The sequence below is a fragment of the Methylobacterium durans genome (assembly GCF_003173715.1).
GTDB lineage: Bacteria > Pseudomonadota > Alphaproteobacteria > Rhizobiales > Beijerinckiaceae > Methylobacterium > Methylobacterium durans.
Genome location: NZ_CP029550.1, coordinates 3,639,455 through 3,665,535 on the forward strand (window position 1 = coordinate 3,639,455; position 26,081 = coordinate 3,665,535).

19 protein-coding genes and 1 pseudogene are annotated in these 26,081 nt (G+C 71.3%); 14 read left to right on the plus strand and 6 right to left on the minus strand.

All coding sequences use genetic code 11. The annotated features are described in order from the left end of the window. The first annotated feature begins 128 nt into the window (after positions 1-128). From DK389_RS16660 to dxr, 3 genes and pseudogenes are all read left to right on the plus strand, one after another. A complete protein-coding gene (locus DK389_RS16660) occupies positions 129-905 on the plus strand; it encodes an isoprenyl transferase (protein WP_109896462.1) in 777 nt (258 codons plus the stop codon). Continuing rightward, positions 905-1,776, plus strand: a pseudogene (locus DK389_RS16665) (phosphatidate cytidylyltransferase). Before DK389_RS16660 ends, DK389_RS16665 begins: the two are co-directional and overlap by 1 nt. A gap of 13 nt (positions 1,777-1,789) precedes the next feature. Next, complete coding sequence (gene dxr, locus DK389_RS16670; protein WP_109891220.1) at positions 1,790-2,968, plus strand: 1-deoxy-D-xylulose-5-phosphate reductoisomerase; 1,179 nt, start codon at positions 1,790-1,792, stop codon at positions 2,966-2,968. A 7-nt stretch (positions 2,969-2,975) separates the two neighbouring features. On the opposite strand, the gene DK389_RS16675 is transcribed toward dxr, so the two are convergent. Beyond that, the gene (locus DK389_RS16675; RefSeq protein ID WP_109891222.1) at positions 2,976-3,620 is read right to left on the minus strand and encodes a TetR/AcrR family transcriptional regulator; all 645 of its coding nucleotides are present in this window, start codon (positions 3,618-3,620) and stop codon (positions 2,976-2,978) included. A gap of 216 nt (positions 3,621-3,836) precedes the next feature. Here DK389_RS16675 and DK389_RS16680 point away from each other — a divergent pair, with 216 nt between their 5' ends. The 10 genes from DK389_RS16680 to lpxB all read left to right on the plus strand — a co-directional run bounded on the left by DK389_RS16680 (position 3,837) and on the right by lpxB (position 18,100). Further along, positions 3,837-5,063 (plus strand): HlyD family secretion protein, encoded by a 1,227-nt coding sequence (locus tag DK389_RS16680; protein WP_109891224.1) that lies wholly within the window; start codon positions 3,837-3,839, stop codon positions 5,061-5,063. A 21-nt stretch (positions 5,064-5,084) separates the two neighbouring features. After that, positions 5,085-6,662 (plus strand): DHA2 family efflux MFS transporter permease subunit, encoded by a 1,578-nt coding sequence (locus tag DK389_RS16685; RefSeq protein WP_109891226.1) that lies wholly within the window; start codon positions 5,085-5,087, stop codon positions 6,660-6,662. Positions 6,663-6,876: 214 nt separating this feature from the next. Continuing rightward, positions 6,877-8,034, plus strand: a complete 1,158-nt coding sequence (gene rseP, locus DK389_RS16690; RefSeq protein WP_109891228.1) for an RIP metalloprotease RseP — start codon at positions 6,877-6,879, stop codon at positions 8,032-8,034. Positions 8,035-8,493: 459 nt separating this feature from the next. After that, complete coding sequence (gene bamA, locus DK389_RS16695) at positions 8,494-11,070, plus strand: outer membrane protein assembly factor BamA (protein WP_109891230.1); 2,577 nt, start codon at positions 8,494-8,496, stop codon at positions 11,068-11,070. Between the two features lie 50 nt (positions 11,071-11,120). Then, a complete protein-coding gene (gene lpxD / locus DK389_RS16700) occupies positions 11,121-12,182 on the plus strand; it encodes a UDP-3-O-(3-hydroxymyristoyl)glucosamine N-acyltransferase (RefSeq protein WP_109896464.1) in 1,062 nt (353 codons plus the stop codon). Between the two features lie 208 nt (positions 12,183-12,390). Continuing rightward, positions 12,391-14,637 carry a hybrid sensor histidine kinase/response regulator gene (locus tag DK389_RS16705; protein ID WP_109891232.1) on the plus strand — a complete coding sequence of 749 codons (2,247 nt, stop codon included), beginning with the start codon at positions 12,391-12,393 and terminating at the stop codon, positions 14,635-14,637. Positions 14,638-14,782: 145 nt separating this feature from the next. After that, positions 14,783-15,247, plus strand: a complete 465-nt coding sequence (gene fabZ, locus DK389_RS16710; RefSeq protein ID WP_109896466.1) for a 3-hydroxyacyl-ACP dehydratase FabZ — start codon at positions 14,783-14,785, stop codon at positions 15,245-15,247. Positions 15,248-15,255: 8 nt separating this feature from the next. Further along, positions 15,256-16,056 carry an acyl-ACP--UDP-N-acetylglucosamine O-acyltransferase gene (gene lpxA / locus DK389_RS16715; protein ID WP_109896468.1) on the plus strand — a complete coding sequence of 267 codons (801 nt, stop codon included), beginning with the start codon at positions 15,256-15,258 and terminating at the stop codon, positions 16,054-16,056. A gap of 8 nt (positions 16,057-16,064) precedes the next feature. Next, positions 16,065-16,946 (plus strand): LpxI family protein, encoded by an 882-nt coding sequence (locus DK389_RS34350; RefSeq protein ID WP_236960122.1) that lies wholly within the window; start codon positions 16,065-16,067, stop codon positions 16,944-16,946. Continuing rightward, entirely contained in the window at positions 16,943-18,100 is a 1,158-nt protein-coding gene (gene lpxB / locus DK389_RS34355; protein ID WP_236960124.1) for a lipid-A-disaccharide synthase, read from the plus strand. Before DK389_RS34350 ends, lpxB begins: the two co-directional genes overlap by 4 nt. 90 nt (positions 18,101-18,190) lie before the next feature. On the opposite strand, the gene gltA is transcribed toward lpxB, so the two are convergent. Together gltA and gltX are read right to left on the minus strand one after the other, a co-directional pair. After that, positions 18,191-19,480, minus strand: a complete 1,290-nt coding sequence (gene gltA, locus DK389_RS16725) for a citrate synthase (protein WP_109891236.1) — start codon at positions 19,478-19,480, stop codon at positions 18,191-18,193. Positions 19,481-19,693: 213 nt separating this feature from the next. Continuing rightward, positions 19,694-21,121 carry a glutamate--tRNA ligase gene (gene gltX / locus DK389_RS16730; protein ID WP_109891238.1) on the minus strand — a complete coding sequence of 476 codons (1,428 nt, stop codon included), beginning with the start codon at positions 21,119-21,121 and terminating at the stop codon, positions 19,694-19,696. A 157-nt stretch (positions 21,122-21,278) separates the two neighbouring features. Here gltX and DK389_RS16735 point away from each other — a divergent pair, with 157 nt between their 5' ends. Further along, positions 21,279-23,531, plus strand: a complete 2,253-nt coding sequence (locus DK389_RS16735; protein WP_109891240.1) for a ComEC/Rec2 family competence protein — start codon at positions 21,279-21,281, stop codon at positions 23,529-23,531. On the opposite strand, the gene lexA is transcribed toward DK389_RS16735, so the two are convergent. The 3 genes from lexA to moaC form a co-directional block, all read right to left on the minus strand. Then, the gene (gene lexA / locus DK389_RS16740) at positions 23,525-24,250 is read right to left on the minus strand and encodes a transcriptional repressor LexA (protein ID WP_109891242.1); all 726 of its coding nucleotides are present in this window, start codon (positions 24,248-24,250) and stop codon (positions 23,525-23,527) included. The two genes, DK389_RS16735 and lexA, sit on opposite strands and share 7 nt — an antisense overlap. 113 nt (positions 24,251-24,363) lie before the next feature. Continuing rightward, the gene (locus tag DK389_RS16745) at positions 24,364-25,593 is read right to left on the minus strand and encodes a molybdopterin molybdotransferase MoeA (RefSeq protein WP_109891244.1); all 1,230 of its coding nucleotides are present in this window, start codon (positions 25,591-25,593) and stop codon (positions 24,364-24,366) included. Further along, entirely contained in the window at positions 25,590-26,081 is a 492-nt protein-coding gene (gene moaC / locus DK389_RS16750; protein WP_109891246.1) for a cyclic pyranopterin monophosphate synthase MoaC, read from the minus strand. Before moaC ends, DK389_RS16745 begins: the two co-directional genes overlap by 4 nt.

Below are 26,081 nucleotides of genomic sequence, written 5' to 3' on the forward strand. Positions count from 1 at the left end.
CGTCCTTCGCGGGGCATGACCTGAAAATGCCCCAAGGATGCGCCAGAGTGGCTCTCGGTGCGGTATCGGCGCGAGCGATGGAGAGACGCGTGGAGCAGGCGGAGCGCGCGCGTCAGGCCGAGGCGGGCATGACGGGCGACGGCCAGACGGCGGCACGACCGGGCCAGGGGGCCGTCGCGTCGGCCGCGTCCTGCCCCGCGCCGGGGCACGTCGCCATCATCATGGACGGGAACGGGCGCTGGGCCGCCCGCCGCGGCCTGCCCCGCGTCGAGGGGCACCGGCGCGGCGTCGAGGCCGTGCGGCGCGCCGTGCGCTCGGCCATCGACCTCGGCATCCGCTACCTGACCATCTACAGCTTCTCCTCCGAGAACTGGCGGCGCCCGCCCGCCGAGGTCTCCGACCTCATGGGCCTCCTGAAGCTGTTCGTGCGCCGCGACCTCGCCGACCTCCATTCCAGCAACGTCCGCATCCGCATCATCGGCGAGCGCGAGGGCCTGAGCCCCGACATCGCCGCCGTCCTGCGCGAGGCCGAGGAGCGCACCCGGGCCAATACCGGGCTCACCCTCGTCGTCGCCTTCAATTACGGCGGGCGGCAGGAGATCCTGGGCGCCGTGCGGCGCCTGGCCGCCGCCGTCGCCGAGGGCCGCCTCGCGCCGGAGGCGATCGACGCCTCGCGGATCGCCGACGCCCTCGACACCGCCGGCATCCCGGACCCGGACCTCGTGATCCGCACCTCCGGCGAGCAGCGCCTCTCGAATTTCCTGACCTGGCAGACCGCCTATTCCGAATACGTGATCGTGCCGGAATTCTGGCCGGACTTCGACCACGCGGCCTTCGCGGCCGCCATCGACGAGTTCCACCGGCGCGACCGCCGCTTCGGCGGCCTCAGCCAGAAGGCCGGATGATGAGCGCGTCCGGCGAGGTCTCACCGGGCCCGATCCCGGGCCGCGCGCGCCTGGGCGGGCGCGAACTCGTGCTCCGGGTCGTCTCCGGCGTGATCCTGGCCGGCATCGTCGTCGCGGCGCTCGTCGAGGGCGGCTGGCCCTTCGCCCTCGTCTGGCTGGTGGCCGGCATCGTCGGCGCGGCCGAGTGGATCGGCATGAGCCGCACCCGGCCGGGCGGCTTCCTGATCCTCCTCATCGGGGCGACGCTCGGCGGGCTCGCGCTCTGCGCGCAGTCGGGCACGTCGCCGCTGGCCGCGCTCGCCGTCGTCGTGAGCGGCGCGGCGGCCGTGCTCGTCGTCGCGGGCGGCGGCTGGGGCGGCTGCGCGCCGTCGCGGGCCTCGCGGCGGCGGCCGTGATCGTGCTGGTGCCCTCGGCCCTCAGGGACGATCCGGAGATCGGCATCGTCGGACCGGCCTGGATGTTCGCCGTCGTCTGGTCGACGGACATCGCCGCCTACTTCACCGGCCGCTCCTTGGGCGGCCCCAAGCTGATGCCCCGGATCTCGCCGAAGAAGACGTGGTCGGGCGCGATCGGCGGCCTCCTCGCCGCCGTCGCCGCCGGCACCGGCTTGATGGCGCTCGCCCGCGTCTACGGCTGGAGCAGCCTCGCCGAGGCGCCGCTGGAGCAGGTCGCCCTCGCGAGCGCCGTCGCCTCGATTCTCAGCCAGGCCGGCGATCTCGTCGAATCCGGCCTGAAGCGGGTCTACGGGGTGAAGGATTCCGGCCGCTCGATCCCCGGCCACGGCGGCGTCATGGACCGGCTCGACGGCTTCTTCGCCGTCGCGATCCTCGTCGGCGCCTACCTCGTCCTGCGCCACCTCGCGGCGGCCTGAAGGAGCTTCCCCCGTGTCTCTCACCGTCACCGTCCTCGGGGCCACCGGCTCGATCGGCCGCTCCACCGCCGATCTCCTCGCCCAGCATGACGGCCGCTTCCGGGTCGGCGCCCTCGTCGGCGGGAAGGACGCGGCCGCGCTCGCCAAGCTCGCCCGCGAGATGCGCGCCGATTTCGCCGCGCTCGCCGACGAGAGCGCGGGCCCCGCGCTCCGCGAGGCGCTCTCCGGCTCCGGCATCGCCTGCGGCGCGGGCGAGGGCGCCGTGCTGGAGGCGGCGTCCCGCGAGGCCGACATCGTGGTCGCGGCGGTGAGCGGCGCCGCGGGCCTGAAGCCGACCCACGCGGCGCTGCGCCTCGGCCGCACCATCGCGCTCGCCAACAAGGAGAGCCTCGTCTGCGCGGGCCACGCCTTCATGCGCGACGCCGCCCGCTACGGGGCGCGCCTCCTGCCGGTCGATTCCGAGCACAACGCGCTGGCCCAGGCGCTCGGCGACGGCCGCGTCTCGGACGTCGCCAAGATGACCATCACCGCCTCCGGCGGCCCGTTCCGGACTTGGACGCGCGAGCGCATCCAGGCGGCCTCACCGGCCGAGGCCGCGGCCCACCCGACTTGGTCGATGGGCATGAAGATCAACATCGATTCCGCCTCCCTGATGAACAAGGGGCTGGAGCTGATCGAGGCGCACCATCTCTTCGCGATCGAGGCGGAGCGGCTCGACGTGATCGTGCACCCGCAATCGATCGTGCACGGCCTCGTCTACTGGCGCGACGGGGCCGTGACCGCCGGGCTCGCCATGCCCGACATGCGGGTGCCGATCGCCCATTGCCTCGGCCTCGGCGACCGGCTCGCGATCCAGCGCGGGCGGAACCTCGACCTCGCGGCGGCCGGCAGCCTCACCTTCGAGCCCGCCGACGAGGCCCGCTTCCCCTGCTTGGCGATCGCCCGCGCGGCGCTGGCGGACGGTGCGGCCGCGCCGACCGTGATGAACGCGGCGAACGAGATCGCGGTCGCGGCCTTCATCCGCGGCGAGATCGCCTTCTACGGCATCGCTGATCTGGTGGAGCGGGCCTGCGAGCACTTCGCCGGAACCTACCGGGCGGCGCCCGCCGACGTCGACGAGGCGCTGGCCATCGACGCGCATGTGCGCGCCTGGAGCACAGAGGCCCTGCCGCAGATGCGCGCCGCGGGCTGAGCCCGGCTCACGCCTCCGGCCCGTAGGCCGCGAAGAACACCCGTACCGCCTCCTCGACCCGGTAGCGCATCTCGGCCTCCGTCACCGGGCCGCCGGCGCAGAACAGGAGGCGGGTCAGCAGCCCCGCCTGCGTCAGGTGCAGGAAGTGCTTGGCCGCGAGGTCGGGATCGGCGATCCGGAGCCGCCCGGCTGCGACCTGCGTCTTCAGATAGGCGGCGAGCCGCGCGACGCCCTGCGCCGGCCCCGCCTCGAAGAAGGCCTGGCCGAAGCGGGGAAACTTCTCGCAGGCGCCGATCACCATGCGGATCACCTGCACGTGCTCGGGCCGGATCATCTCGGTGAGGTAGGTGAGGCCGAGGCGCGTCAGCACCGCCCGCACGTCCGGATCGTCCCCGTCGAGGCGGAACAGGGCCTCGGCCAGACAGCGCTTCTCCTCCAGCGTCAGCGCCTCGAACAGGGCCTCCTTGCTGTCGAAGTAGACGTAGAGCGTACCCTTCGAGACGCCGGCCGCCCGGGCGATCTCGCCCATGCTCGCCCCGTCGAAACCCGAGCCGAGGAACACGGCACGCGCCCCGTCGAGGATCTGCCGCCGCTTGTCGCCCTCCGCGAGGGGGCGATTGGCTGGCTCCAGAATCGCCGCATCACTCGTCATCGTCGTCCCACTCACGCACCGATCCGGCATTCTGGCGGATTCGCTTCGGCAGGCGAAATCCAGGCGGCACGCCGCGACGTCGAACGCCCTCGGGACGTTCGCGCATGCATTGACCGAACCGTTCAGTCAGCATAGATATGTCGTGCCGCTCCGCTCGGGTCAACCTGTATGGAGCATTGACCGAACGGTTCGGTCAGAAGTTGCGACGGATAGCCGATGTCCCTGCGCGAAGACGGATCCGCGAGGAACGAGCCGAACGCGGCCGCACCCGACGAGCCGAGGAGCGAGGTCCGCGGGCCGGAGGTCTCCGGCCGCGTTCCGGCCTTGGCCGCGGCGCCCGCTCCGGTCGCCGTGGCTCCGGCCGAGCCGCGTCGCCGCAAGCCGCTGCGGAAGCTCGTCCTCCTCCTGCTGCTCGCTGCGGCGCTGGGGGGCGGCGGCTACAAGGCCTACGCGTGGTGGACGCTCGGCCGCTTCTTCGTCTCGACGGACGACGCCTACGTGCAGGCCGACATCTCGGTCCTCGCGGCCAAGGTGCCCGGCTACCTCGCCGCCGTCCCGGTCCGGAACGGGCAATCCGTCCGCAAGGGCGAGGTGATCGCAGCGCTCGACGACGGCGATTACCGCCTCGCGCTCGAGGCCGCCCACGACAAGCTCCTGACCCAGCAGGCGACGATCGGCCGGATCGGTCACCAGATCGAGGCGGCGCAGGCGCAGATCGCGCAAGGGCTCGCCCAGATCGAGGCCGCGAAGGCCGACGCGGTCCGCGCGGCCGCCGATTACGGGCGCCAGCAGGCGCTGGAGAAATCGGATTTCGTGGCGAAGTCCCGCATCGAGCAGGCCCGCGCCGACCGCGACCGCACGGAGGCGGCCGTGAAGGGCGCCGAGGCCTCCCTCGCCGCCTCGAGGGCCAATGTCGAGGTGCTGCGCGCGCAGGGCCGCGAGGCGGAGAGCCTCGCGGTGGAATTGAGGAACGCCGAGGAGCGGGCGGCCCGCGACCTCGCCTTCACGACGATCCGCGCGCCCTTCGACGGCGTCGTCGGCAACAAGGCCGTCGAGGCGGGCGCCTACGTCGCGCCGGGCTCCCGCATCGCCGCCCTGGTGCCGCTCGAGAGCGTGCGCATCGACGCGAACTTCAAGGAGACGCAGCTCGCCCGCATGCGCCCCGGCCAGCCCGTCCACATCGCGGTCGACGCCTATCCGGACCGGGACATCGTCGGTGAGGTCGAGTTCCTGTCCCCGGCCTCGGGCTCCGTCTTCAGCCTGCTGCCGCCCGACAACGCCACCGGCAACTTCACCAAGATCGTGCAGCGCCTGCCCGTGCGCGTCCGCGTGCCGGAGGAGATCGCCCGGGAGGGCCTGCTGCGTCCGGGCCTCTCCGTCACGGTGCGGGTCGATACCCGCGAGGCGGGGCAGGGGCGCGTGCGCACCGCGGGCCACGAGTAGGGTCCGGACGAAGGATCCGCCATGGCCGCGCCCGCAGCCCCGATCGCCGCCGCCCCCGCCGAGCCGCCGCTCGACCGGCGCCGCATGGTGGCGTTCCTCTGCATGGTGTTCGGGATGTTCATGGCGATCCTGGACATCCAGATCGTCTCCGCCTCCCTCGCCGAGATCCAGGCGGGGCTCTCGGCCTCGGCCGATGAGATCCCGTGGGTGCAGACGAGCTACCTGATCGCCGAAGTGATCATGATCCCGCTCTCGGGGTTCCTGTCGCGGGTGATCTCGACGCGCTGGATGTTCACGATCGCCGCCGGCGGCTTCACCCTGATGAGCCTGATGTGCTCGACCTCGACCACGATCAACGAGATGATCGTCTGGCGGGCCCTGCAGGGCTTCATCGGCGGCGGCATGATCCCGACCGTCTTCGCCTCGGCCTTCACGATCTTCCCGCCCTCGAAGCGCCCGATCGTCTCGCCGATGATCGGCCTCGTGGCGACGCTCGCCCCGACGATCGGTCCGACGGTGGGCGGCTACCTGACCGACCTGTTCTCCTGGCACTGGCTGTTTCTGATCAACATCGTGCCGGGCATCTTCGTCACGGTCTCGACCTACTACCTCGTCGATTTCGACCGCCCGAACCTCGACCTGTTCAAGCATTTCGACTGGTTCGGCCTCGCCTTCATGGCGGGGTTCCTCGGCTGCCTCGAATACGTGCTGGAGGAGGGCCCGAACCACGACTGGCTCGCCGACGAGGCGGTTTTCACCTGCGCGATCGTCTGCGCCGTCTCGGGGCTCGCCTTCTTCTGGCGCGCCTTCACGGCCCGCGAGCCGATCGTGGACCTGAGGGCCTTCGGCGACCGCAACTTCGCGGCGGGCTGCATCTTCAGCTTCGTGATGGGCATCGGCCTCTACGGGCTGACCTACCTCTACCCCGTCTATCTCGGGCGCGTGCGCGGCTACTCGGCGCTCCAGATCGGCGAGACCATGTTCATCTCCGGCCTCGCCATGTTCGCGACCGCGCCGATCGCCGGGCGGTTCTCGGGGCGTGCCGACCCGCGGGTGCTGATGGCGATCGGCTTCGCGGGCTTCGCCGCCGGCACCTGGATCGTGACCGGGCTCACCAAGGACTGGGATTTCTGGGAGCTGCTGCTGCCGCAGGTGCTGCGCGGCTGCTCGCTGATGCTGTGCATGATCCCGATCAACAACATCGCCCTCGGCACGCTGCCGCCGGCGCGGATGAAGAACGCGTCGGGCCTCTACAACCTCACGCGCAATCTCGGCGGCGCGGTTGGTCTCGCCCTCATCAACACGCTCCTGAACGACCGCTGGGACCTTCACCTCGCGCGGCTGCACGAGCGCTTCACCTGGACGAACGCGGCCGTGCTGGAGCGCCTCGACACGATGCGCCGCCAGTTCGAGGCGCTTGGCGGCGACGCCAACGCGCAGGCGCTGAAGGCCCTGTCGAACACGGTGCGGGTGCAGGGCCTGCTGATGAGCTTCTCGGACGTGTTCCTCGTCCTGACGATGCTGTTCCTCGCCATGGCCTGCGCGACCCCGCTGATCCGGCGCCCGCGCGCCGCGGGCCCGGCCGGCGCCGGCCACTGACCGGCCGCGACCTCTGCCGGCGCCGGCCATCGAAGCGCCGCGAATAGCGGGGAAAACGGGCGCCGCCGGAGCGGGTGGGTCGCCCGCGAGCAGGACGCGTGCGACGTTGCTGCCGCCTCACGCGGGTTTGCGTTGGCTTGGCGGCCTCCCGATCTGCTAGACGGTTGCAAGGCGCAAGGACACGGCCCCTGAACCGGGCCCCGAGGAACGACGCATGGACTTTCTGAACGCCATGGGCGGCACCGCCGCGGGCTTCTTCGGCGCGGTGATCCCCTTCCTGATCGTGCTGACCATCGTGGTCTTCGTGCACGAGATGGGTCACTTCCTGGTCGGGCGCTGGTGCGGCGTCGGCGTCAACGCCTTCTCGATCGGGTTCGGGCCGGAGATCTTCGGCTTCAACGACCGGCACGGCACCCGCTGGAAGCTCTGCGCCATCCCGCTCGGCGGCTACGTGAAATTCTACGGCGACGCCAACGGCGCCAGCATCCCGGACCCGGAGGCGGTGGCGCGCATGAGCCCGCGCGAGCGGGCGATCAGCTTCCCGACCCAGCCCGTGGCCAAGCGCGCGGCGATCGTCGCGGCGGGCCCGATCGCGAACTTCATCCTGGCCATCGCGCTGTTCGGCGGCGCCATCTGGCTCAGCGGCCGCTACGAGCTGCCGCCGCGCGTCGAGGCGGTGATGCCCAACAGCGCCGCGGCGCGGGCCGGCTTCGAGCCGGGCGACGTCATCAAGGCGATCGACGGCAAGCCGGTCGGCAATTTCATCGCCATGCAGCGCACGGTCTCGGCGAGCGCGGACTCGACGCTCACCTTCACGGTGGAGCGCGCCGGCAGCGAGACGCAGGTCGTCGCGACGCCGGAGGTCTACGAGGAGCGCACGCCCTTCGGCCGCCATCGCCTCGGCCGCCTCGGCATCCAGGGTCCGAAGGGCAGCGAGGCCAAGCTCGTCCAGTACGGCCCGGTCCAGTCGCTCGTGCTCGGCGTGCAGGAGACCTACTTCGTGGTCGATCGCACCTTCGACTATCTTGGCAAGCTGGTGACGGGACGCGAATCCGCCGACCAGCTCTCGGGCCCGATCGGCATCGCCCGGGTCTCCGGCGAGGTGGCCAAGGCGGGCGGCGTCGGCGGCCTCGTCGGGCTCGTCGCCCTGCTGTCGGTCTCGATCGGCCTCCTCAACCTGTTCCCGGTACCGCTCCTCGATGGCGGCCACCTCATGTTCTACGCCTTCGAGGCCGTGCGCGGCCGGCCGCTCAGCGAGCGCGCCCAGGAGATCGGCTTCCGGATCGGTCTCGCCCTGGTGCTGATGCTGATGCTGTTCGCCGCCTGGAACGACATCCTCAATCTCGGCGCCTCCTGGGGCCGCGGGACCTGAGAGCGGCCCGAACCTGTAGCCCGCCTGGGGCCCGCCCGCCGTGGCGGGCCCTTCGCGCGTTCGGGGTGCTGAATGCATTCCCAGCCGGCGGCCGTCGCAGGCATGCCGCCCCGAGGGCCGATTTCGGCCATATTCGGCCGCGCGACGCCGGCGCGGGCGACCGCCCGAAAGGTTAACGGATCGTTGACCCGATCGCGCACCGTTTTGAAATGTCTCGGAAATTCGCGGATTTACGCGGCATTCACCCTGATTTGCGATCCTCGAAAAACTTCCCGCATCGTTAAGTGGCGCGAAGGCCACGACCTCCCAAAATCCCAAGGAGCGGGTTCCTCGGAGCGTTTGCTTCGGTAGGGAATCCCGCTAGAAGCTGGGCTGGGACCAGATGGCAGGACGGTCGGGTAACGGCTGCCTGTCTGCGGGTGCGAACCCGTGCCGATAAAAACACAGACGGGCGATTACATGATGTCGATGACGGGGAAGCGCCGGCGGAAGTCGGTGGAACGGGCCATCGTCCTAGTCGCCGCCGCCGCAACCGGCGTCGCGCTGGCCGGGGCCGCGCAGGCGCAGCAGATCGTCGTCCAGGGTAACAGCCGCGTCGATTCCGACACGATCCGCTCCTACGTCACCGGAACCGCATCCGGCTCCGCCGAGGAAGCCCGCCGCAACCTCCTGGCGAGCGGCATGTTCTCGGATGTCCGGGTCTCGCAGAGCGGCGGCCGCACGGTCGTGACGGTGCGCGAGAACAACCTGATCAACCGCGTCGTCTTCGAGGGCAACAAGAAGGTCGAGAAGGCCACGCTCGAGGGCGTCGTCGAGGCGAAGGCCCGCGGCCCGTTCAGCGTCAACACGATCAACGCCGACATCCAGCGCATCCGCGAGGTCTACCGCCGGGCCGGCCGCGGCGGCGCCAAGGTGAGCTACCGCACGGTCGACCTGCCCAACGGCCGCGTCGACGTGATCTACACGGTCGACGAGGGCGACAAGACCGGCATCGTCGCGATCAACTTCGTCGGCAACAGCGCCTATTCCGAGGGTAAGCTCAAGGATCTGATGAGCTCCTCGGAGATGAACCTCCTGAGCTTCGTCAAGACCTCCGACGTCTACGATCCGGACCGCATCACGGCCGATCTCGACGTGGTGCGCCGCTACTACCTCAAGAACGGCTACGCCGATTTCCGCATCGTCAACGCCGATGCGCGCTACGTCGAGGCGCCCGAGGGCGAGAAGTCCGGCTGGGTCATCACCGTGACGGTGGAGGAGGGCGCGCAGTACCGCGTCGGCGCCGTGGCGATCGATTCCCGCCTGCCGGGCCTCGACACGGCCGGCCTCGAGGGCGAGATCCGCGCCTCGGTCGGCGACGTCTACAACGCCGAGGACGTGGAGAAGACGCTGACCGGCGTCACCACGCAGATCGCGCGCCAGGGCTATCCCTTCGCCCAGGTCCGCCCGACCGGCCAGCGCGACCGCGCCACCCAGCAGGTCTCCCTCGGCTTCGTCGTCGAGGACGGCCCGCGCGTCTACGTCGAGCGCATCAACATCCGCGGCAACACCCGCACCCGCGACTACGTCATCCGCCGCGAGCTCGATATCGGCGAGGGCGACGCCTATAACCGCGTCCTCACCGACCGGGCGGAGCGCCGCCTGAACGGCCTCGGCTTCTTCAAGAAGGTCCGCTTATCGAACGAGCCCGGCTCCGCGCCCGACCGCGTCGTCATCAACATCGACGTCGAGGATCAGCCCACCGGCTCGTTCTCCGTGGCGGGCGGCTACTCCACGCAGGACGGCATCATCGGCGAGGTCTCGGTCTCCGAGTCGAACTTCCTCGGCCGCGGCCAGTACGTCCGCGTCGCCGGCACCGGCGGCCAATATTCCCGCGGTTTCGACTTCTCGTTCACCGAGCCGTACTTCCTCGGCTACCGTCTCGCCGCAGGCTTCGACGCCTTCTACAAGTACAGCGACCTGACCCGCTACTCGCGCTACGAGACGACCGTCTACGGCGGCCAGCTCCGCATCGGCCTGCCGATCACGGAAGAGTTCGGCGTCACGATGCGCTACTCGCTCTACAACACCGAGCTGACGATCCCGAACTCGATCAAGCGGCCCTACAACGACTGCTCGAACCCGATCCCGGGCTTCACCAACGTCTACCCGGCCGGGACCGTGCTGAACGGCCAGAATGTCGGCGGCCTCGCGCAGTACAACTTCGCCACCATCAACCAGGGCAACTGCGCCCTGAACGGCGAGGCCTCGATCGCGCTCAAGGGCTCGACCGGCAGCACGCTGACCTCGCTCGCCGGCCTGACGCTCGCCTACTCGACCCTCGACAACGTCGGCTCGCCCCGCAACGGCATCTACGCCGAGCTGAAGCCCGACGTGGCCGGCCTCGGCGGCGATTCCAAGTTCTTCCGCGTGACCGGCGAGGCCCGGTACTACAAGGAGATCTGGGAGGACGTCGTCGGCTTCATCCGGTTCCAGGGCGGCCACATCTCGGCGCTCGACGGAAACCCGCTCCGCATCACCGACCAGTTCTTCCTCGGCCCGTCGCTGGTCCGCGGCTTCGCCCCGAACGGCATCGGCCCGCGCGACGTCGGCATCGCCGACAGCCGCTCGAACGCGATCGGCGGCTCCACCTACGTGGGCGGCACCGTCGAGGTGCAGTTCCCGATCTGGGGTATCCCGCGCGATCTCGGCATCAAGGGCGCCGTCTTCGCCGATGCCGGAACGCTGTTCGGCTATCACGGCCGCCGCACCTTCAACGTCAACGGCGACGCCTTCATCAACGGTCTCGCGCCGGGCGGCGTCTGCAACTTCAACGCGCTCACCATCGGCGTCGAGCCGGAATGCGTGAACGTCCGCGACAACACCAAGATCCGCTCGTCGGTCGGTGCCTCGATCCTGTGGAACTCGCCGCTCGGACCGATCCGCTTCGACTACGCCTACGCGCTCACCAAGGACGAGGGCATCCTGACCCAGTTCGGCCGCGTCGGTAAGGATCAGATCCAGGCGTTCCGCTTCTCGGGCGGCTCGCGCTTCTAAGACAAAGGGTCGCGCGCCGCCCGGGAATCCCGGGTGGCGCGTTGTTCGTCATGTCCGATCCCGTCTTCTTCACCGCGAACGATTCGCTGAGCCTCGGCGCCATCGCCGAGGCGGCCGGCCTCTCCCTGCCGGAGGGCGCCGATCCGGACCTCGCCGTGACCGGCGCGGCGCCGCTGGAAAGCGCCGGCCCCACCGACCTCGCCTACATGGACAATGCCCGCTACGGCGACGCGCTCGCCGCGACGCGGGCGGGCATCTGCCTCGTCTCGCCGAGATTCTCCGCGCGGGTGCCCGCAGGCACGGTCGCTCTCGTCACCCGCGATCCCTACCGCATCTACGCGAGCCTGCTCGCCCGGCTCCATCCCGACGCGATGCGTCCGGGCTCGCTCTTCGGCAGCCGCGGCGTCTCACCGGGCGCCCATGTCCACCCCGACGCGCGCCTCGAGGAGGACGTGCGGGTGGATCCCGGCGCGGTGATCGGGCCCGGCGCCGAGGTCGGCTCGGGCAGCGTGATCGGGCCCGGCGCCGCGATCGGCCCGAACGTCCGGGTCGGGCGCGGCTGCAGCATCGGCGCCGGCGCGACCCTCACCCACGCTCTCGTCGGCAACCGCGTCATCGTCCATCCCGGCGCCCGCATCGGCCAGGACGGGTTCGGCTTCGCCATGGGCGCGAGCCACATCAAGGTGCCGCAGGTCGGCCGCGTCATCGTGCAGGACGATGTCGAGATCGGCGCCAACACCACGATCGACCGGGGCGCGAGCCGCGACACGGTGATCGGGGAGGGGACGAAGATCGACAACCTCGTCCAGATCGCCCACAACGTCGTGATCGGGCGGCACTGCGTCATCGTCTCCGGCGTCGGTATCTCGGGCTCGACGACGCTGGAGGATTACGTGGTGCTCGGCGGCCAGGTCGGCGTCGTCGGCCACCTGCGGATCGGCCGCGGCTCGCAGATCGCCGGCTCCTCGAACGTCAACAAGGATGTGCCCCCGGGCAGCCGGTGGGGCGGCACGCCGGCCAAGCCCGTCCGCGCGTGGTTTCGCGAGCTCACGACGCTCGCCCGGCTCGCCGAGCGCTCGGGGCGGGATGAGCGGGACGAATCCGCCGATTGAGGCGGGCGCGGAGGCGATTGCGCACGAAATCGCGAACGCCTCGGTTTTGAGTGATCGCGGTGACGCGCCGGGAAGGCGGCCCGGGGCATGGCTCGGGCAGCGCCCGCGTGGGCGCGAGTGGCTTGTGCGCCATCTATCCGCGACTGCGTGCATGGCTAAGGTCAGACAGCTCGGTTGAGCACCGATTCGGCGGGGGCCACACGACATCATGGGCCAGAGGCAGGCGTCGGAGACGCGCAGGACGGCGCCCTCCGCGGAAGCGTCCTCCGGCGGCACCGCGATCCGGGCCGGCCGAGCGCTCCTCGTCGTCTCGATCCTGCTCCCCGCCTTCCTGCTCGCGCTGGCGGGCTGGCACAATCGCGGCGAGGTGCTGCGCGAGGCGGACGGTCGCGTCGAGCGGACGCTCCGGGTCCTGCACGAGCACGCGATCAAGGTCTTCGAGACGCAGAAGCTCATCATCGACCGCATCAACGGGCGGCTGCGCTTCATCGACTGGTCGTCGGAGGAGGATCGGCTCGACCTGCACCGCTTCCTCGCGGATCTCCAGAAGAGCTACGAGCAGGTCGCGACGCTGACGATCGTCGACGCGGAGGGGCGCCTGCGCGCGAGCAGCCGATCCCACCCGGCCGACGCGAGCGTCAGCTACGTGGACCGCGACTGGTTCCAGGCGCTCCGCGCGACCGACCAGAGCGAGATCCACGTCTCGCGCTCGGTCATCGGCCGGCAATCCGGCCAGCCCGTCTTCAACGTCTCGCGCCGGGTCTACAGCCCGGACGGCAGCTTCCAGGGCGCCATCGCCCTCTCGGTCGATCGCAGCTACTTCGAGACCTTCTACCGGGAGGTCGACCCCGACCTCGCCCACAACGTCGTCCTCGTGCGCTCCGATGGCGAGATCCTCGCGCGGGAGCCGACGACGGGGCTGATGACCCTGCCGCCGAGCGCGCCGATGATGCAGGCGATCGGCCGCGGCGACGACGGGCCGTACCGGGCCGTCTCGGCCGTGGACCGCGTGACCCGCATCTTCTCCTACCGGCGCGTGGCGCCCTATCCGGTCTATATCGGCTTCGGCGTCAGCGAGGCGGGCGTGCTGGAGGCCTGGAAGGCGCACATGATCGGATACACGCTCGTGGCCGCGCTCGCGGCCGCGGGCCTGTTCGGCGTCTCGCTCCTCGCGTTGCGCCAGATGCGCCGGCAGGACCTCGCGACACGGCGCTGGCGGGAAGCGGCCGATGCTCTCACGGCCGAGGCGACCGAGCGTCGCCGGGCCGAGGAGCAGCTTCGCCAAGCGCAGAAGATGGAGGCGGTGGGCCGCCTGACGGGCGGCGTCGCGCACGATTTCAACAACCTGCTGACCGTGGTGATCGGCAACCTGGAGATGGCCCAGCGGCGCGGGGCCGACGCGGATGCGCGCCTCCTGCGCGGGATCGACAACGCGATGGAGGGCGCGCGCCGGGCGGCCACCCTGACCCATCGCCTCCTCGCCTTCTCGCGCCAATCGCCCCTCAACCCGGAGACGGTCGACGCGAACCGCCTGGTCGCCGGCATGTCCGACCTGTTCCGCCGGACGCTCGGCGAGCAGGTCGCGGTCGAGACGGTGCTCGCGGGCGGCCTCTGGCTCACCCAGGCCGACGCGAACCAGATGGAGAGCGCGATCCTCAACCTCGCGGTCAACGCCCGCGACGCCATGCCGGAGGGCGGCAAGCTCACCATCGAGACGGGCAACGCCTTTCTCGACGAGGCCTATTCCGCCCACCACGACGAATTGCGCCCGGGCCAGTACGTCATGGTCGCCGTCTGCGACACCGGGACCGGGATGCCGCCCGAGGTGACGAGCCGCGTCTTCGAGCCATTCTTCACGACGAAGCCGCCCGGCAAGGGCTCGGGCCTCGGCCTCGCTCAGGTCTACGGCTTCATGCGCCAGACCGGTGGCCACGTCGCGATCTATTCCGAGGTCGGGCAGGGCACGGCGATCAAGCTCTATTTCCCCCGGCTGGCCCGCGGCTCCGCCGAACCCCTCGGCGATCTGCGCTCGCCGATGGAGACCCCGACGCTCATTCCGGGGGTGCTGGAGCGTGCGCCCCAGCCCGGCCTGACCGTGCTCGCGGTCGAGGACGACCCGATGGTGCGGGCCTTCACGGTCGCGGCCCTGGAAGAGGCCGGCTACCGCGTGCTTCAGGCCGCGGAGGGGCCGCAGGCGCTGCGCCTGATCGAGACGGAGCCCGAGATCGCGCTCCTCTTCACCGACGTCGTGCTGACCGGCCCCCTCGACGGCCGCAAGGTCGCGGACGAGGCCCTGTGCCGGCGGCCCGGCCTCAAGGTGCTTTTCACCACCGGATACACCCGCAACGCCATCATTCATCACGGGCGGCTCGACGAGGGCGTCGACCTCATCGTCAAGCCGTTCACGGCGGCGAGCCTCGGCCGCAAGGTGCGCGCCGTACTGACCGAAGCCTGAGCCCGGGCCGGCGCGCGCGTCGAGGCGGCCCGCTCACCTCGGGTCTTGCGTCCGCCGCACTTTCTGACGAAGAGGCTCTCAGCTTCGATGGACGAGCGCGCGGCCCGCAGCGCGGCGCCGGAAACGAGATGAGGTGCAGGACCCGATGAGCGAGACGGCGCGTGAACTCGGCTCGGCCGATATTCAGAAGGTTCTGGAGCTTCTCCCCCACCGCTACCCGTTCCTGATGATCGACCGGATCATCGAGATCGACCGCGACGAGAGCTGCATCGGCATCAAGAACGTCACGATCAACGAGCCGCAATTCACCGGGCACTTCCCGAACCTGCCCGTCTTCCCGGGCGTGCTGCTGATCGAGGGCATGGCGCAGACCGCGGGAGCCATCTGCTGCCGTCACATCATGACGGACGAGGTGCGCACCAAGCAGGTCTTCTTCATGACGATCGACAAGTGCAAGTTCCGCAAGCCGGTCGTGCCCGGCGACACGGTGCGCTATCACATGCGGAAGCTGAATCAGCGGCGCACCATGTGGTGGTTTCGCGGCGAGGCGCGCGTCGGCGACACCCTCGTGGCCGAGGCCGAGATCGGCGCCATGCTGGTGACGGAGTGAGCGTGGACATGATCCACCCGAGCGCCATCGTCGAGGACGGAGCCCGGATCGGCGACGGCGTCAGGATCGGCCCGTTCTGCCATGTCGGGCCTCAGGCCGTGCTGGGCGAGGGCTGCGAGCTCGTCAGCCACGTCGTGGTGGCGGGCGACACCGCGATCGGCCCCCGCACCCGGATCTATCCCTTCGCCTCGATCGGCCATCCGCCGCAGGACCTCAAGTACCGGGGCGAGGCCTCGACCCTCCGGATCGGCGCGGAATGCCTGATCCGAGAGGGCGTCACCATGAACCCCGGCACGGCCGGGGGTGGCCTGGAGACGGTGGTCGGCGACCGATGCACCTTCCTCGCCCATGCCCACGTCGGCCACGATTGCCGGGTCGGCGACGGCGTCGTCTTCTCGAACAACGTGATGCTCGCCGGCCACTGCACCGTCGGCGACTACGCGATCCTCGGCGGCGGCGCGGCGGTGATCCAGTTCGCCCGCGTCGGCGCGCACGCCTTCGTCGGCGGCCTCTCGGGACTGGAGAACGACTGCATCCCCTACGGCATGGTGCTCGGCAACCGCGCCTACCTGTCGGGCCTCAACATCATCGGCCTGCAGCGGCGGGGCTTCGCCCGCGAGGACATCCACGCCCTGCGCCGGGCCTACCGGGCCCTGTTCGCGCCGGAAGGCACGCTGATGGAGCGCGTCGAGGACGTCGCCACCGAGTTCGAGAAGCACGCGGCCGTGAACGAGATCCTCGCCTTCATCCGCGCGGGCGGCAGGCGCTCGATCTGCACGCCCCGCGAGACGCCCGCGAGCGTGGCCTGAGCGCGGCGATGGCCGCCGAGCGCCCGCAGGCTGCCGAAGCGGCGGCGCAGGCGGGCTCCCTCGTCCTCGTCGCGGGCGCGGGCCGGCTGCCGGAGCTCGTGGCCGATTCGCTGGAGCGGGCGGCGCGTCCCTTCAAGGTGCTCGGCGTGCGCGGCTTCACCGACCGGCGCCTGCGGGCCCGGGCCGACGCCACGGTCGATCTCCTCGACATCGCCGGCACCCTGCGGATCCTGAAAGAATGGGGGCCGGCCGCGATCGTGCCGGCCGGCGGCGTCACGCGGCCGAGCCCCGCCGCGATCTTCAACGCGGCGGCGGTCGTGCGCAACCGCGACGCGCTCCGCGCCATCGCGGGCGGCGGCGACGACCGCCTGCTTCGCGCGGTGCTGGCGCTGCTGGAGGAGAACGGCCACCGGGTGCTCGGCGTGCACGAGGTCGCGCCGGACCTCCTCAGCCCCGCGGGGCGGCTCGGCCAGTTCGGGCCGGACGAGGGCGCGCGCGCCTCGATCCTCACTGGCCGCGCGCTCCTCGACGCGCTCTCGCCCTTCGACGTCGGCCAGGCGGCCGTGGTCGCGGCGGACCGCGTCGTCGCGGTGGAGGGGCCGGAGGGGACGGACCGGATGCTCGCGCGGGCCCGCGCCGTCCTCCGCAAGCCGTTCGGCTTCGGCCGGCCCTCGCCCGCCACCGTCCTCGTCAAGCTCGCCAAGGTGGGCCAGGATTTGCGGATCGACCTGCCGGCCGTCGGGCCGCGCACGGTCCGCAACGCTGCCTCCGCGGGCTGCGCCGGCCTCGCCATCCAGGCGGGCCGCACCCTCGTCATCGACCGAGCCGAGACGGTCGCGGCCGCCGACCGTCTCGGGATGTTCCTCGTCGGCCTGGACGGCGCCCGGTGAAGGTCTGGTTGGTCGCGGGTGAGGATTCGGGCGATCAGCTCGGTGCCAAGCTGATGCGGGCGCTGCGCGCCCGCGCGCCGGAGCCGATCCGGTTCGGCGGCGTCGGCGGCGAGGCGATGGAGGCGGAGGGCTTCGCCTCGCTCTTCCCGATCGACGACGTCGCGGTGATGGGATACCTGCCCGTCCTCGCCCGCGCCCGCACGCTGCTCCGCCGCATCCGCGAGACCGTGGACGACGTGGTGGCGGGTGCGCCCGACGTGCTCGTCATCATCGACAGCCCCGGCTTCACCCACGCGGTGGCGCGGCGCGTCCGCCAGCGCCTGCCGGATCTGCCGATCGTCGACTACGTCTCGCCGAGCGTCTGGGCGTGGCGTCCGTGGCGGGCCGCCAAGATGCGCCCCTTCATCGATCACGTGCTCGCCCTCCTGCCCTTCGAGCCCGAGGCGCATCGCCGCCTCGGCGGCCCGGCCTGCACCTATGTCGGCCACCCCTTGATCGAGCGCCTGAGCGAGCTGCGCCCCGGGCCGGAGGAGCGGGACCAGCGGGCGCGCGAGCCCTGGCGGCTCGCCGTGCTGCCGGGCTCGCGCCGCTCCGAGATCGAGCGGCTGATGCCGGTCTTCGGCCGGACGCTGGCGCTGATCGCCGAGCGGGCCGGCCCGATCGAGGCGCTGCTGCCTGCGGTGAGCCGCCATCGCGCCCTGATCGAGCGCCTCGCCACCGGGTGGGACGTGCCGGTGCGGCTCGTGCACGGGGAGGCGGGCAAGCACGCGGTCTTCCGGCAGGCCCGCGCGGCGCTCGCGGCCTCCGGCACGGTCACCCTCGAACTCGCGCTCGCGGGCGTCCCGATGGTGGTGGCCTACAAGGTCTCGCGCATCGAGGAGGTGATCGCCCGCCGCCTGATTCAGGTGCCGACGATCGTGCTGCCGAACCTGATCCTCGGCGAGAATGCGATGCCCGAATTCGTGCAGGCGGATTGCACCCCCGCGGCGCTGGCCGACGCTCTCGTGCCGCTGGTGCGCGGCGGTCCCGAGCGCGAGCGCCAGATCGGGGCGCTGGAGCGCCTCGACGGTCTGATGGGCCTGCCCGACGGCCTCGCTCCGAGCCACGAGGCCGCCCGCCTCGTCCTCGCCGTCCGGGCCGGTCGGGCCGCCTGACGCGATCCTCCGGTTGGAGCGGCGCGCCGGAGCCCTGGCAAGAGAAAGGGGCGCCGAAGCGCCCCCGTTCGCCGCATTCGCGTCCCTGGCTCAGCCGCGGCTGTTGATCGGCACGTATTCGCGCTGGTCCGGCCCGATATAGAGCTGGCGCGGCCGGCCGATCTTCTGGGACGGGTCCTCGATCATCTCGGCCCATTGCGCGATCCAGCCGACGGTGCGGGCCAGCGCGAACAGGACCGTGAACATGTCGGTCGGGAAGCCCATCGCCTTCAGGGTGATGCCCGAGTAGAAATCGATGTTCGGATAGAGCTTCTTCTCGATGAAGTAATCGTCCTTGAGGGCGATCTGCTCCAGCTCCATCGCCACTTCGAGCAGCGGATCGTCCTTCAGGCCGAGTTCGCCGAGAACCTCGTGGGTGGTCTTCTGCATGATCCGCGCGCGGGGATCGTAGTTCTTGTAGACCCGGTGCCCGAAGCCCATCAGGCGGAACGGGTCGTTCTTGTCCTTCGCCTTGTCGACGTACTGCTTCACGCGGTCCGGCGTGCCGATCTCCATCAGCATCTTGAGGGCCGCCTCGTTGGCGCCGCCATGCGCAGGCCCCCACAGGCAGGCGATGCCGGCCGCGATGCAGGCGAAGGGGTTCGCGCCCGAGGAGCCGGCGAGGCGCACCGTCGAGGTCGAGGCATTCTGCTCGTGATCGGCGTGGAGAATGAAGATCCGGTCCAGCGCTCGGGCGAAGATCGGGTTGATCTGGTATTCCTCGCACGGCACCGCGAAGCACATCCGCAGGAAATTCGAGGTGTAATCGAGTTCGTTCTTCGGATACACGAACGGCTGGCCGATCGAGTACTTGTAGGCCATCGCCGCGAGCGTCGGCATCTTGGCGATCATGCGCATGGAGGCGACCATGCGCTGCTGCTCGTCCGAGATGTCGGTCGAGTCGTGGTAGAAGGCCGAGAGCGCGCCGACACAGGCCACCATCACCGCCATCGGGTGGGCGTCGCGGCGGAAGCCCTGGAAGAAGCGGTTCATCTGGTCGTGCACCATGGTGTGGCGCGTGACGCGGTAATCGAAATCGGCCTTCTGCGAAGGCGTCGGCAATTCGCCGAACAGCATCAGGTAGCAGGTTTCGAGGAAGTCGCCGTGCTCGGCCAGTTGCTCGATCGGGTAACCCCGGTAGAGCAGCACGCCCGCGTCGCCGTCGATGTAGGTGATCTTCGACTCGCAGGAGGCGGTCGAGGTGAAGCCCGGATCGAAGGTGAAGACGCCGGTCTTCGCGTGAAGCTTGCCGATATCGATGACGCTGGGCCCGATCGTCCCGGTCTTGACCGGCAACTCGATCTGCTTGTCGTCCACGGTGATCGTGCTGGATGCGCTCATGGAGGCGTGGACCTTTCCTGGCAACGTGGCGCCGTCCCGGGCGGCGGCTGAGCCGGAGGCCCGGGTCCGGTGCGGAACGGCAGCATTGCTGCAGTTGCTCACAGGACCATCGGGTTAGCGGATCAGCCGAGCGCCATCAACGGGGCGGGTGACATCCGCCGGGGAACGGCAAGCGAAATCCGGGCCGGAGCCCCTATGCCGCAGGCGCGGCGCTCAGGCTCCCGGGAGCTGGTCGCGCAGGCGCCCGAGGCTCTCGTCGCGGCCGAGCACGGCCATGACGTCGAAGAGCGGCGGCGAGGTCGTGCGGCCCGTGAGGGCGGCCCGCAGGGGTTGCGCGACCTGTCCGAGCTTCAGGCCCTGGATCTCCGCGAAGGCCCGGACGGCGCCCTCGGTCGAGGCCGCACTCCACTCGGCGAGCGCTTCCAGCGCCGGCAGCACGGCGGCGAGACGCGCGCGGCCGTCGTCGCCGAGCAGAGCCTTCGCTTTGTCATCGAGGACGAGCGGGCGCTGCGCGTAGAGGTAGTAAGCGCTGTCGAGGAGATCGACGAGCGTCTTGGCCCGCTCCTTCAGCCCCGGCATCGCCGCGGCGAGGCGTCGGCGCAGCTCCGGCGCGAGCGGCGTCGAGAGGCCGCGCGCAGCCCCGATGCTCGGCACGATGGTCTCGATGGCATCGACGAGGGCTGCGTCTTCAGAGCCGCGGATGTAGAGGCCGTTCAAGTTCTCGAGCTTGGCGAAGTCGAAGCGCGCGGGCGAGCGGCCGATCGCCTTGAGGTCGAAGGCCGCGATCATCTCCTCCGTCGAGAACACCTCCTGGTCGCCGTGGCTCCATCCGAGCCGGACGAGGTAGTTGCGGAGCGCCGCCGGCAGGTACCCGAGGTCGCGGTAGGCATCGACGCCGAGCGCCCCGTGGCGCTTGGAGAGCTTCGCCCCATCCGCCCCGTGGATCAGCGGGATATGCGCCATGCTCGGCATGTCCCAGCCGAGCGCCTGGTAGATCTGCCCCTGGCGCGCGGCGTTGGTGAGGTGGTCGTCGCCGCGGATCACCTGGGTCACGCCCATGTCATGGTCGTCGACGACGACGGCGAGCATGTAGGTCGGGTTGCCGTCCGAGCGCAGCAGGACGAGATCGTCGAGATCCCGGTTCTGCCAGACGACGCGGCCCTGCACCGCGTCCTCCACTACGGTCTCGCCCTCGGTCGGCGCGCGCAGGCGGATCACCGGCTTCACGCCCTCCGGGGCCTCCGAGGGATCGCGGTCGCGCCAGCGCCCGTCGTAGCGCAGCGGACGCCCCTCGGCCCGGGCGTTCTCGCGCATCTGCGTGAGTTCCTCGGGCGTGGCGTAGCAGCGATAGGCGCGGCCGGACGCGAGCAGGCTCTCGGCGACCTCCCGATGCCGCGCGGCGCGGGCGTACTGGTAGATGACGTCGCCGTCCCAATCGAGGCCAAGCCAGCGCATCCCGTCGAGGATCGCGTCGATCGCCCCTTGCGTCGATCGCTCGCGGTCCGTGTCCTCGATGCGCAGCAGCATCCGGCCGCCGTGCCGGCGCGCGTAGAGCCAGTTGAACAGGGCGGTGCGGGCGCCGCCGATATGCAGGTAGCCCGTGGGCGAGGGTGCGAAACGCGTGACGACGGCAGAGGACATCGGGCCGGCTGATGTTCGAGTGGACGGGCGGGCGACGTTCGGGCGGGAAGGATCGACCGGCCCGGCCGCGGGCCTGTAGCATGCGCGGACGGACGCGTTAAGAAATCGTCGCACGGGGCGGACTTTCCAATCCCGCGCGCGGACGGTGCGGCAAGCGATGGCGCAGGGGGCGGCAGGGAAGGGGACCCTCGCGATCCGCGCGGCCGGCCGCCTGCCCCCTCTCGGCCTCTGGGTGTCGGCAACGCGCGGCTGGCTCGCGGCGGAACTGGCGCAGGAGGCCGGGCAGCGGCGCTTGTTCCCCTGGCTCGCGGTCGCCTTCGGCGGGGGCATCCTCGCCTATTTCTCTCTCACGGGCGGTGAGCCGGCGCTCTGGGCTGCCCCGATCGCCGCGGCTCTGTGCCTCGCGCTGACGCCCCTCCTCGGAGCGCGGCCCGCCGGACTCGCCCTGGTGCTCGCCCTCGCCGCCGCGCTCCTGGGCTTCGGGGCGGCGGCGTGGCGCGTGGCGCGGGTCTCGGGCCCGATCCTGGCGCGGACGAGCATTGCGCCGCTGACCGGGCTGATCGAGGCCCTCGACGAGCGGGAGGAGGGGGCGCGGCTGATCGTCCGTCTGGCGAGCTTCGGGAGCCTGCCGCCCGAGGCGCGGCCCCTGCGCGTGCGCGTGACCTACCGGACGCAGCAGGCGCTCAAGCCCGGCGATTTCATCGCGGCCAAGGCCCGCCTGCTGCCGCCCCCGGAACCGGCCCGCCCGGGCGGCTACGATTTCGGGCGCGACGCCTTCTTCCGCGGCATCGGCGCCGTGGGTTCCCTTCTCGGGGCGATCGAGGTGCGGCCGGCGCCCGAGCCGGTGCCGCCGGCCCTGCGCCTCTCGGCCGCCATCGACGGGGCGCGCAACGCGCTGACGCGGCGCATCACCGACGCGAATGGCGGGCAGGCGGGCGCCGTCGCGGCGGCGCTGGTGACGGGCAAGCGCGGGCTCATCGCGCCCGAGACGAACGACGTGCTGCGGGCCGCCGGGATCTACCATGTCGTCTCGATCTCCGGCCTCCACATGGTGCTGGCCGCCGGGGTCGTGTTCTGGCTGGTGCGCTCCGCGCTGGCGCTCGTCCCGCATCTCGCCCTGCTGTGGCCGATCAAGAAGATCGCCGCCGGTTTCGCGATGACGGGCGTCACCGCCTATTGCGCGTTCTCCGGCTGGGACGTCGCCGCCGAGCGGGCTCTCATCATGACCCTGATCATGCTCGGCGCCATCCTGGTCGATCGGCCGGCGTTGAACATGCGCAACCTCGCGCTGGCGGCCTTCGTGGCGCTCGCGCGCGAGCCGGAGGCCCTGCTCGGCCCGAGCTTCCAGATGTCGTTCGGGGCAGTGGCGGGGCTGACCGCCTGCGCGCGCTTCATCGATGGCCGGTTGTTGCGGCGTGCAGGCGACGGCCTTGCGGGGCGTGCGATCGGCCTCGCATCGACGGCCGTCTTCGGTACTCTGCTCACCACGCTGGTGGCGCAGATCGCGACGGCGCCCTTCGCCACCTTCCATTTCCAGACGATCCAGCCCTTCGGCCTCGTCGGCAACGCGCTGACCTTGCCCCTCGTCTCGCTGGCCGTGATGCCAGCCGCCGTGCTCGGCATCCTCGCCTACCCGTTTGCCCTCGATCAGCCGGTCTGGTGGCTGATGGGGCAGGCGGTCCGCGGGATGCTCGCGATCTCCGGCTGGATCGGTGGCTTCGGGCAGGCCACGATCGTGGTGCCGGCCTTCGGGGTCGGCGGCCTGGCTCTGCTGACCCTCGGCCTCCTCGTCGCGGTCCTGCCCGTCTCGCGCCTGCGCCGGATCGCGATCGTCCCGGTCGCGCTCGGGCTCCTCACGGCGGCAGCGCCCGAGCGCCACGACATCTTCATCGACCGGGAGGGCCGGGGAGCGGCGGTTCGGGGGGGCAGCGGCCGCCTCATTGCCCTCGGCCGGCCCTCGTCCTTCGTCCTCGAACAGTGGCTGAAGGCGGACGGCGACGCGCGCAGAGCCTCCGAGGCCGGGGAAGGGGCAACCTGCGACCGGCTCGGCTGCACCTTGAGGGCGTTCGACGGGCGGCAGGTCGCGCTCGCGCGTGACAAGCGGGCGCTGCCCGAGGATTGCGCGCGGGCGGACATCCTCATCACCCCGCACAGCGCCCCGGCGGGCTGCGCGGCCGGCCTCGTCATCGATCGCGCCGCGCTCGCGCGCTCGGGCGCCGTGGCGATCCGCCTGGACGCATCGGGCCCAGTGGTCTCCGGCGCCCGTGAGACCGCACGCTCGCTGCCGTGGCGGCCCCTCGCGTCACGTCCGGCTCAGCCGAGCCCCGCCGTCCTGCGGCAACGTCCCGATGAGGCCGCCTCCGAGGAAGCGGACGCGGCGCCGGAGTCCGGAGCCGAATCCCTTCAGTAGCGACGCACGAGGCTGACGAGGCGGCCCTGGATGCGGACCCGGTCGGGCCCGAGCACGCGGGTCTCGTAGGCCGGGTTCGCGGCTTCGAGTGCGATGGAGGAGCCGCGGCGGCGCAGGCGCTTCAGCGTCGCCTCCTCGTCGTCGATCAGCGCCACGATGATGTCGCCGGTATTGGCCGTGTCCTGCTTGCGGATCACGACGAGGTCGCCGTCGAGGATGCCGGCCTCGACCATCGAATCGCCGCGCACTTCGAGCGCGTAATGCTCGCCGCCCGCCAGGAAGTCCGGCGAGAGCGTGATGGACGCGCTCTGGTTCTGGATCGCCGAGATCGGCGTGCCGGCCGCGATCCGCCCCATCACGGGGATGGTCAGGGCGCGCCCGTTCTCGTCGGTCGCCTGCGTCATCGGCATCTTGGCGGCCGGTGCCCGCGCGCGCCCGCCCTCGACGACGCTCGGCGTGAAGCGGCGCACCTCGCTGCCCGTGCCGGTGGCGGCCTGACCCAGGCTCTCCGGCATGCGGATCACCTCGATCGCCCGGGCCCGGTTCGGCAGACGGCGGAGGAACCCGCGCTCCTCGAGTGCGGTGATGAGCCGATGGATGCCGGATTTCGATTTGAGGTCGAGGGCATCCTTCATCTCGTCGAAGGACGGGGGGACGCCGCTCTCGCGCATCCGCTGCTGGATGAAACGGAGCAGATCCAGCTGTTTACGCGTCAGCATGGGGCAGACTCATCTCTCGGAGGCGACGCGGCGTGCGGTCGCGGAAACAAAGCGCGAACAGGTTAAACGTTCCGCAAGTGTTCCGCAAGCGCAGCTTGGCGATACTGATGAGATCAGAGAATGCCCCGGTCGAGCCGGATGATGCGGCAGGATTCGCCGGCCTCGGCCGCGGGCGCGTGCGGCGGGCGGACGAGGAGCGCCTCGGCCTGACCGAGAACCGAGAGCATCGACGAATCCTGTCGCGTCTCGGGATGTGCGACGGGGAGCCGGTCGGGCGCGGTGTCGAGGCGCGCCCGCATGTAGTCGGCCCGGCCGTCGTTTCGCGGAAGCGCGCGCCCGAGGATCGCCGGCTCGCTGCGGTCGGCGCCGGCCCGCGGATCGCCGAGGAGCGCGCGGATCGCCGGCACCACGAAGAGCATCCCGCAGACGATGGCCGAGACCGGGTTGCCGGGCAGCCCGATCACCAGCATCTCGCCGAGCCGGCCGTGCATCAGCGGCTTGCCGGGTCGCAGCGCGACGCGCCAGAAGCCGAGCTCCAGCCCCTCGCGGGCGAGCGCCGATTGGACAAGATCGTGATCGCCGACGGAGGCGCCGCCGAGCGTCACGAAGAGGTCGGCGCGGGCCTCCCGCGCGCGGCGGATCGCGTCCTCCAGCGCCGGCAGGCTATCGCCCGCGATGCCGAGGTCGATCGGCTCGGCGCCCGCGGCGCGGGCGAGCGCGGCGAGCGCGAGCGCGTTCGAGGCGACGATCTGGTCCCAGGCCGCCGGCGCCCCCGGCGCCACCAGCTCGTCGCCGGTGGCGAGGATGGCGACGCGGGGTCGACGGCGCACCGAAACCTCCCCGTGACCCGCCGCCGCCGCCAGCGCGAGGCGGCGCGCGTCGAGGCTGTCGCCGGCCTGGAGCAGCGCTTCGCCCGCGCGGAAATCGAGCCCGGCGGGGCGCACGAAGCGGCCGGCCGCCACGCGCTCCCGCGCGATCACGCTGTCGCCCTCGGCCTCCGCATCCTCCTGGATCAGGATCGCGTCCGCGCCCTCCGGCACGGGCGCGCCCGTGAAGATGCGCACGGCCTCCCCCGGACCGATCCGGCCGGCATGACCGTGGCCCGCCGCGCTCGTGCCGACGAGACGCAGCCGGGCCGGGACGCTGTCGAGGTCGGCGGCGCGCACGGCGTAGCCGTCCATCGCGGAGGCCGGGAAGGGCGGCTGGGTGCGCTGCGCCGCCACCGGCTCCGCGAGGGTTCGCCCGGCGGCGGCCGCGATCCCGGCGCGCTCGGCCTCGACGGGCCGGGCCACGCTCGCGAGGATGCGTTCCAGCGCCTCCGCGACGGGCAGGAGCCCGCTCACGCGCCGGCCTCCGCGTCCGCGCGGTAGCTGCCCGATCGGCCGCCGTCCTTGGCCAGCAGCCGGATGCCCTCGATACGCATGCCGCGGTCGACCGCCTTCACCATGTCGTAGACCGTCAGGCAGGCGACCGAGACCGCGGTCAGCGCCTCCATCTCGACGCCGGTCGGGCCCTGCACGCGCACCTCCGCGGTGAGGCGAAGGCCGGGGAGCGCGTCGTCGGCCTCGCAGGTCACGTGGACCTTCGAGAGCAGGAGCGGGTGGCAGAGCGGGATCAACTCGTGCGTGCGCTTGGCCGCCATGATGCCGGCAAGCCGCGCGGTGCCGATGACATCGCCCTTCTTGGCATCGCCCTCGCGGATGAGCCTGAGCGTCTCGGGCAGCATCACCACGGCCCCTTCGGCGAGCGCCGTGCGGGTGGTCGCGGCCTTGTCGGTGACGTCGACCATGTTGGCCGCGCCGGTGGCGTCGAGATGGGTGAGGCCGGTCAT

What these genes read in the sequence shown, in the direction of transcription:
- DK389_RS16660 (WP_109896462.1), top strand. Translation starts at nt 129, where the DNA reads ATGACGGGCGACGGCCAGACGGCGGCACGACCGGGCCAGGGGGCCGTC.
- DK389_RS16675 (WP_109891222.1), bottom strand. Translation starts at nt 3,620, where the DNA reads ATGACGAGTGATGCGGCGATTCTGGAGCCAGCCAATCGCCCCCTCGCG.
- DK389_RS16680 (WP_109891224.1), top strand. Translation starts at nt 3,837, where the DNA reads ATGTCCCTGCGCGAAGACGGATCCGCGAGGAACGAGCCGAACGCGGCC.
- DK389_RS16685 (WP_109891226.1), top strand. Translation starts at nt 5,085, where the DNA reads ATGGCCGCGCCCGCAGCCCCGATCGCCGCCGCCCCCGCCGAGCCGCCG.
- rseP (WP_109891228.1), top strand. Translation starts at nt 6,877, where the DNA reads ATGGACTTTCTGAACGCCATGGGCGGCACCGCCGCGGGCTTCTTCGGC.
- bamA (WP_109891230.1), top strand. Translation starts at nt 8,494, where the DNA reads ATGATGTCGATGACGGGGAAGCGCCGGCGGAAGTCGGTGGAACGGGCC.
- lpxD (WP_109896464.1), top strand. Translation starts at nt 11,121, where the DNA reads ATGTCCGATCCCGTCTTCTTCACCGCGAACGATTCGCTGAGCCTCGGC.
- DK389_RS16705 (WP_109891232.1), top strand. Translation starts at nt 12,391, where the DNA reads ATGGGCCAGAGGCAGGCGTCGGAGACGCGCAGGACGGCGCCCTCCGCG.
- fabZ (WP_109896466.1), top strand. Translation starts at nt 14,783, where the DNA reads ATGAGCGAGACGGCGCGTGAACTCGGCTCGGCCGATATTCAGAAGGTT.
- lpxA (WP_109896468.1), top strand. Translation starts at nt 15,256, where the DNA reads ATGATCCACCCGAGCGCCATCGTCGAGGACGGAGCCCGGATCGGCGAC.
- DK389_RS34350 (WP_236960122.1), top strand. Translation starts at nt 16,065, where the DNA reads ATGGCCGCCGAGCGCCCGCAGGCTGCCGAAGCGGCGGCGCAGGCGGGC.
- gltA (WP_109891236.1), bottom strand. Translation starts at nt 19,480, where the DNA reads ATGAGCGCATCCAGCACGATCACCGTGGACGACAAGCAGATCGAGTTG.
- gltX (WP_109891238.1), bottom strand. Translation starts at nt 21,121, where the DNA reads ATGTCCTCTGCCGTCGTCACGCGTTTCGCACCCTCGCCCACGGGCTAC.
- DK389_RS16735 (WP_109891240.1), top strand. Translation starts at nt 21,279, where the DNA reads ATGGCGCAGGGGGCGGCAGGGAAGGGGACCCTCGCGATCCGCGCGGCC.
- lexA (WP_109891242.1), bottom strand. Translation starts at nt 24,250, where the DNA reads ATGCTGACGCGTAAACAGCTGGATCTGCTCCGTTTCATCCAGCAGCGG.
- moaC (WP_109891246.1), bottom strand. Translation starts at nt 26,081, where the DNA reads ATGACCGGCCTCACCCATCTCGACGCCACCGGCGCGGCCAACATGGTC.